The sequence below is a fragment of the Kitasatospora sp. NPDC097691 genome (assembly GCF_040302665.1).
In the GTDB taxonomy this organism is placed as follows: Bacteria; Actinomycetota; Actinomycetes; order Streptomycetales; family Streptomycetaceae; genus Kitasatospora.
Genome location: NZ_JBEORY010000061.1, coordinates 54,055 through 60,633 on the forward strand (window position 1 = coordinate 54,055; position 6,579 = coordinate 60,633).

Consider the following 6,579-nt stretch of genomic DNA (forward strand, 5'->3'; position numbering starts at 1 on the left):
CGGAACGCGGCCGGGGCGTTCGGTGGGAGAGTGGCATGAGCGTTGCCCGCGTTGCGGTGGTGACCAGTGAGGCCGGCGTCGAGTACGACGATGACCTCCCGCTGATCGTGGACGCCCTGCGCTCCGGTGGGTTGTCGGCGGAGCCGGTGGTGTGGCACACGGCCGCGGCGCCCTGGGCGCGGTTCGACCTGGCGGTCATCCGATCGACCTGGGACTACGTGGAACGGCTCGACGAGTTCCTGACCTGGGCGGATAGCACGGCGGGCGTCACCCGGCTGTGGAACCCCCCGCCGCTGGTCCGCTGGAACAGCGACAAGCACTACCTGGGAGAGCTCGCCCGCCACGGGGTCGCCGTCGTACCGACCCGGTTCCTCGAACCCGGGACGCAGCCCACGGCGGCCGACTTCGGCGGGGCGGACGGGGTCGTGGTCAAGCCCGCGGTGTCCGCGGGCGCCCTGGACACCGCGCGCTACGAGCCCGGCCGGCAGGCGGATGCCGCCCGTCATGCCCGGACGCTGCTGGAGCAGGGCCGCAGCGTGATGGTCCAGCCGTACCTGCCCCGGGTCGCAGAAGGAGAACGCGCTCTGATCTTCGTCGGCGGCGCCTTCAGCCACGCGATCCGCAAGGACCCCCTACTGACGGAGCCCGGTGTGATCGACAACGACCGGGTGCCGCATCTCGGCGTCGCGCCGTACCAGCCGACCGAGGCGGAACTCCGTACCGCAGCGGCAGCGTTGGCAGCGGTTCCGTCGCCGAGCGCACCGCTGTTCGCCAGGGTGGACCTGGTGCTGGACAACGCCGGAGAACCGGTGGTCCTGGAGCTGGAACTCATCGAACCGAACCTGTTCCTCCGGACCGACGCGCAAGCACTGGGACGTTTCGCCGAAGCAGTCGCAGCGCGAGCCGCAGCACAGCGCTGATCCTGCGGAGGGCATCGAGCGGCCAGAGCGGCGCCCGGAGCACGGGAAGTGCGGGCCCGCACGCCCGGAGCACGGGAAGTGCGGGCCCGCCGGCCTGGCACGGCGACTCACCTCGTACGCTGCACGCATGACCGGTGATCCATTCCAGTGCCGCTGCGTCCTGTGCCACGACTACGGCGACCGGGACGACGCCGACCATGTCGAGCGGACGATCATCGGCAATGTGCAGGAGCACGGATGGCACGTCGTGATGGTCCCCGAGGACGAGATCGGCCCGGGGTTCGCCTACACGATCGGCCTGGCCCACACGCACGGCACGCCTGAGCTCGCGATGTTCGGGCTCGATGTCCACCTCATGCACCGCATGCTCAACACACTCGGCGACAAGGCCGCGTCGGGCACCGTCCTGGCTGACGGCCAGGAACACCAAGGCGTCGTCCGCGACCGGGCGGTGGGGCTCAGGCGGGTTGATCTCCGCTGGTACCGGACCTTCTTCGGACGGGCCATCGGGTTCTACCGGCATCCGCCCCTCCCGGTCCTGCAGGTGGCCTGGCCCGACGCGAACGGGCGCTTCCACTGGGCGGAGCACATCGGGCAGGGGCATCGGGACTCGCAGCCTCAACTGTGGCTGCCGCCCGACGAGCACCCGGTCGGGGTCTGGACGGCCGAGCTCTGACCCCGAGCGGCACGGCGGCCGGGCAGCGTGCCCTCGTTCGCCCTGCCCGCGCAGCCCGTCTCGACCGGTCGACCGATCCGGCCTGCGGGCAGGTCAGAGCCCTGTCCGCAGGCCGGATCGGTTCAGCCGAGTCGGTCCGTCACGCGAAGCGGGAGCTGCGGACCGGGCCGGCGGAGCGGATGCGGTCGCGCGGGCCGGTGGCGGGCCAGCCGGTGGCGCGGGTGGCGAAGGCGGTGAGGGTGTCGTCCTCGTCGGGCGGGGTCTGACCGTCGCCTTCCGGAGCGGTGGGGGTGGCGGCCAGGATCGCCTCGGCGAGTTCCTCGGCCGAGCGCTCGTCGGGCCCGGCCTCCTGCGCCTCGCCGTCCTCGCCGAACTGCAGGCCGGGCTCCCACGGGGCGTTCACGATCTGCCCGAGCAGGGTGGAGATGTCGGCCGTGACGGCGGGCGGGTCGGTCCAGCAGGTGGCGTGCTCGAAGAGCAACCGGCCCGGCGCCCGTTCGTGCAGCTGCGCGACCTCGGCGGGATCGCACTCGTTCAGGTCGTACGCGACCACCAGCACATCCGGCGTGCCCGGCATGTCCGGCCGGTACGGCGCCGCGGGCACGCCGAGCAGCTGCGCCGCGGCCAGTCCGAGTGCCCGGCTGCCCCGGTCGGCCAGCAGTGCGACCGAGGCGGGCTTGCGGCCCGTGGCGGCCAGCACGGTGCGCAGGCGCTCCAGGCCGTAGTGGCAGTGCCCGAAGTCGTCCTGCAGGTAGGCCCAACGGCCGGCCATGCCCTGGTCGAACCCGTGTGGCGAGAGGGTGGTGAGCAGGCCGCCGGTGAGCACGTAGTGCCAGCCGCGCAGATCCTGGTCGCCGCTCGGAGGCAGGGCCGCGGCCCGCTCCAGCATCCGTCCGACCCGCTGCTCGGGGCCGACCCAGACCCCCTCGGGGGCCGAGAGCGCCTCGTACACCTCCCGGGCCAGGGATATCCGGCCTGCCATCAGCGCGTTGTAGACCGTCAGGTACCGGTCCGGCCAGTCGCCGAGCCGGGCGTCGTGCTCACGCAGTACGGCCAGTGCCTCGGTGTGCCGCTCGCAGCCCTCCAGGGCGGAGACCAGCTCCAGCAGCACCTTGCGCAGGCCGAGTTGCGGGCCGGCCTGCGGCTTGGGCTTGCGGCGGAACAGACCGGTGCGCGCCGCAGGGGCGGGCGGCGCCTCGACCAGTCGCAGTGCCTCCCGCAGCGCCGGGACACCCACCGCGTCGATGCCGCGCTCGACGCAGGCGTAGCCGTAGGCGTAGAGCCGGTCGGCCCGCTCGGGCCCGGCCGCCAGTGCTGTCGAAGCCTCCGCCAGGTCCTCGAAACCGGCGCCCTTGGCCAGCTCGGCCACCAGCGGTGCGGTCTCGGCGGGCGGGAGGCGGTCTGCTGCGGAGCGCAGCACTCGCATCGTTCCCTGCGAGTCGCCGGACTCGAAGAGCTCCCAGGCTTCGGACAGTTCGGTGGCCATGTGTCTCCGGGGGTTCGGGGGTGTCAGGACCCCAGGATGATCCACGACCGGCTGCCGCCCGGGCAACCCGGTTTTCACCGGCAGCCCGGCCCGCTGTGGCGGCGCACGGTGGACGCTGCCCCGCAGCAGGTCAGCCGAAGGTCGGACCCACGGCTATGGCCGTCCGGTGTCCTACGAGTCGTACCTCCTGCCCCTGGACCGTATGGTCGACTGAATCGGACAAAACCTCCGGAACTCCCTGCCGAGTTGACGAGATCGTTCGTGCTCGGGACGATGTGCCGCTCGCTCACGTGCGCGAGGGCGCCGTTGCGCGCAAACCGGTTTCGAGGGTGTGGGGTGTGGGTGTGGCGTTCCTGAGGTTCACGGGGGCCGAGCGATTCGTCGGGAAGGCCGGTTTGGCAGCCGGCACGGCGTTGGTCCTGGCGGCCTGCGCGGGCCCCGGGGTGCCTGCCGGTCCGCCGCCGCCGTCCGGCAAGCCGCCGCACGGCCAGGCCATCACCGACGCCGTGGACGCCGTCAACGCCGCACTCGGCAAGGCCGCCGAGGCCAAGACCCTGGCCGAGTTCGGCACCGCCGTGGATGCCCCTCAACAGCGCCGGGAGTCAAGGCAGTTACAACCTGGACCGAGCCGACGATCCGACTGACGAGGGAGCGAAGACGGCGAAGTACCAGCTGGTGTTCGCACTCAGAGGACTGTCCGATTCCGCCGCGCTGCTGCGCAGCGACATGGAGCGCCGGAAGGTCTGCGGGCTGAGTTCCGCCGAGGCCGAGCTCGGCGCCTCCACGGGGCTGACGCAGGTGTCGGCCGCCCTTACCAAGCTGTCGGCGGCCGGCTACTCGGCGAGTCTGTCCGTTCCGACGTTGCCCAAGCAGCAGTTCCGTTCGCTGGACAACGGCACGATGGTCCGCAGCGGGAAGCTGGGCGGGGAGGGTGAGTTCAAGGTCGACAACGGCGGCACGACGGACGCGGTGGTCTCGCTCGCGCTGAACGGCAAGGCGGTGCACTCGCTGTTCGTCGCCAAGGGCCAGAAGGCCGGCATCAAGGGCGTGGCGGACGGGACGTACGAGGTCTACGTCGCCGACGGCACCGACTGGGACGCCGAGGCCAAGGGCTTCACCCTCAACTGCCAGTTCACGAAGTTCCAGGACACCTTCGCGTTCGAGACCGGCCGGACCGCGACGTCCTGGAAGATCACCCTCCAGCCGGTGGCCGACGGCAACGCCGAGACCAGCGACGTCGACCCGAACACCTTCCCCCAGCCCTAGAAACCGCCCGACTCGACCGGCCGCTCCCCGACCGGCCCCCGCTGTGCCTGTGACGCGAACGAGGTGGGTGCCGCGCTGGGTGCCGCCAGGGCGGTCTCCCGGGTCGACCGCCGGGGCACCCCGGGCGGGGTCGGCGCGGTATCGGCCCCACCGGTCGGCGAGTCGTGCGCCGGTGCTGCCGGCTGCGCCTGCACGGCCGACCGGGTGGCCGCCTCCTCGGGCTCGGGCCCGGCATTGTTCCGTCCGGGGTTTCCACGGCCGCCCGTCACTCGTTCGCGTGACGTGCGCGGGTTGCTCGCCGAAAGTGATGGGATGGGTACGAACATGTCCGTGACAACCCCATCAGAGGTCACTGCCGCGGAAGGTGGAACATCCATGCCGGTCCAGGAGTCCCCGCAGAACCCGTTCGTTCTCAGCGCCGAGGACGTCGCCAAGCTGGAGGCGATCCGCGAGGCGCTGCTCGACCCGTCGCCGCGCAGGATCGGCAGGCTCGACCAGTGGGGTCTGGCCGACGAGTACGAGACGCAGGCGGAGGTGGGCACATACCGGGAGATCCCGATCGTCATGGCGGACGGGACCCGGATCGACGCCGGGCTGAGCACGCCGCGCAATCTCGCACCCGGGCAGACCTGTCCCGCCATCGTGATGCCCGCCCCGCTGAACGACCTCGGCCGCCTCGCCTACCTCGGCACCGTTCCGCGCTGGACGCTCGGCGGCTACGCCGTCCTGACCTACAGCCAGCGCGGCCTGGCCGAGTCCACCGGCAAAATCCAGGTCGCCGGGCCCCAGGACGTCGCCGACGGCGTCGAGATCCTCGACTGGCTCACCGAGCAGGACGCCGTCGACCCGGGCCGGATCGGCTGCTTCGGCTCCTCCTACGGCGCCGGAACCAGCCTGCTGCTCGCCGCGCAGGACGAGCGCGTCAAGGCCGTCGTCGGCACCAGCGCCTGGAGCGACCTGTTCACCTCGCTCCTCGAGAACGGCACCCGGCACATCAAGGCATTCGAGTCGCTCGTGTCCCTGTTCCACGAGGAGCGCTGCTCGAAGGAGTTCCGCGACGTCATCGACAAGATCCGCCGCAACATCATCGACGACGAGGTCAGGGAGTTCGCCCGGCTCCGCTCGCCGATCCAGCACCTCAAGACCTACAACAGCCGCAACGTGCCCATCCTGATGACCACCCACTGGCACGAGACCATCTTCTCCGTGCCCGCCGTCATCGACCTCTTCACCCGGCTACAGGGCCCCAAGTCGCTGCTCGTGCAGGTCGGCGACCACGGCAACGGCGAACTGCCCGGTCTGCTCGGCCTGCCCTCCAAGCCCACCGCGATGGCCTACCGCTGGATGGACCACTACCTCGGCGGCCAAGCGGGCATCGGCCCCGAGCCGCGGTTCGGCATCCGCTCGGAGTACATGCCCAACCCCATGTCCGAGCTCCACCACGACGACTGGGCGAGCTACGCCCTGCCGAAGCAGCGCTTCCACCTCGGCGCCGTGCCCACCGGACAGCAGGACGCACCGATGGCGCAGGGCCAGCCGCAGCCGGGCTGGACCCGCTCGGTGCAGGCCGCCGGCCCGGACACCGGGATCATCGTCGCCCCGGAGATCATCTTCACCGGCCTGGCCGAGCGTGCCGGGCTCCCCCACGTCTACAAGACCGCCGAGATCAAGCGCGACGTCGCCGCGGTCTGGACGACCACACCGCTGGAGCAGCCCATGCGCGTCCAGGGCGACCTGGAGGCCCGGCTCACCGTGAAGGCGCAGACGAACAACGCCACCTTCGTCGCCTACCTGCTGGACTGCGACCCGGACAACGGTCACGCGGCCATCATCACCCACGCCCCCTACACCCTCACCGACCAGCAGGCCGCCACGGTGACCTTCCGCCTGCAGCCCGCCCACTACGTCCTGCGCAAGGGTCGCCGGCTCCAGCTCATCATCGACAGCTACGACCCGTTCTTCGCCGACGACCAGACCATCCCCTCCGCCCTGGAGATCACCTCTCCCAAGGGCAACGAGTCCTACGTCGACATCCCGCTCGCCCCTCTCCCGTAACACGACACACCACCTGCCGGCCCCACCTGCCGCCCCGGTCCGGTCCGCCCCTACGCGGACCGGACCGTTCTCGCGCTCGTACGAAGGGATACTCGCCGTACCTCGTGGCCACGGTGCTGCCGCCTTCGCCGAAGGCCGGTGTGGCCGGCGGATCCGGGTACTACCCGTGCGACGGG

General features: G+C 71.4%; 6 protein-coding genes. 5 read left to right on the forward strand and 1 reads right to left on the reverse strand.

Annotation, left to right across the window (positions count from 1 at the left end; genetic code table 11):
- The first annotated feature begins 35 nt into the window (after nt 1–35).
- Both ABTY56_RS31580 and ABTY56_RS31585 read left to right on the forward strand, forming a co-directional pair.
- Nucleotides 36–920, forward strand: a complete 885-nt coding sequence (locus ABTY56_RS31580; RefSeq protein ID WP_350632782.1) for an ATP-grasp domain-containing protein — start codon at nt 36–38, stop codon at nt 918–920.
- Between the two features lie 127 nt (nt 921–1,047).
- Nucleotides 1,048–1,596, forward strand: a complete 549-nt coding sequence (locus ABTY56_RS31585; protein WP_350632783.1) for a DUF4262 domain-containing protein — start codon at nt 1,048–1,050, stop codon at nt 1,594–1,596.
- A gap of 139 nt (nt 1,597–1,735) precedes the next feature.
- Here ABTY56_RS31585 and ABTY56_RS31590 read toward each other — a convergent pair whose 3' ends face one another.
- Nucleotides 1,736–3,082 carry a hypothetical protein gene (locus tag ABTY56_RS31590; RefSeq protein ID WP_350632784.1) on the reverse strand — a complete coding sequence of 449 codons (1,347 nt, stop codon included), beginning with the start codon at nt 3,080–3,082 and terminating at the stop codon, nt 1,736–1,738.
- 395 nt (nt 3,083–3,477) lie between these two features.
- On the opposite strand from ABTY56_RS31590, the gene ABTY56_RS31595 reads away from it, so the two are divergent.
- From ABTY56_RS31595 to ABTY56_RS31605, 3 genes are all read left to right on the forward strand, one after another.
- A complete protein-coding gene (locus ABTY56_RS31595; protein WP_350632785.1) occupies nt 3,478–3,726 on the forward strand; it encodes a hypothetical protein in 249 nt (82 codons plus the stop codon).
- 31 nt (nt 3,727–3,757) lie between these two features.
- Nucleotides 3,758–4,348, forward strand: a complete 591-nt coding sequence (locus ABTY56_RS31600; protein WP_350632786.1) for a hypothetical protein — start codon at nt 3,758–3,760, stop codon at nt 4,346–4,348.
- A 375-nt stretch (nt 4,349–4,723) separates the two neighbouring features.
- Nucleotides 4,724–6,403, forward strand: a complete 1,680-nt coding sequence (locus ABTY56_RS31605) for a CocE/NonD family hydrolase (protein WP_350632787.1) — start codon at nt 4,724–4,726, stop codon at nt 6,401–6,403.
- Nucleotides 6,404–6,579: the final 176 nt, after the last annotated feature.

Coding starts and splice junctions, on each gene's coding strand:
- ABTY56_RS31605 (WP_350632787.1), top strand. CDS start 4,724: ATGCCGGTCCAGGAGTCCCCGCAGAACCCGTTCGTTCTCAGCGCCGAG.
- ABTY56_RS31590 (WP_350632784.1), bottom strand. CDS start 3,082: ATGGCCACCGAACTGTCCGAAGCCTGGGAGCTCTTCGAGTCCGGCGAC.
- ABTY56_RS31585 (WP_350632783.1), top strand. CDS start 1,048: ATGACCGGTGATCCATTCCAGTGCCGCTGCGTCCTGTGCCACGACTAC.
- ABTY56_RS31580 (WP_350632782.1), top strand. CDS start 36: ATGAGCGTTGCCCGCGTTGCGGTGGTGACCAGTGAGGCCGGCGTCGAG.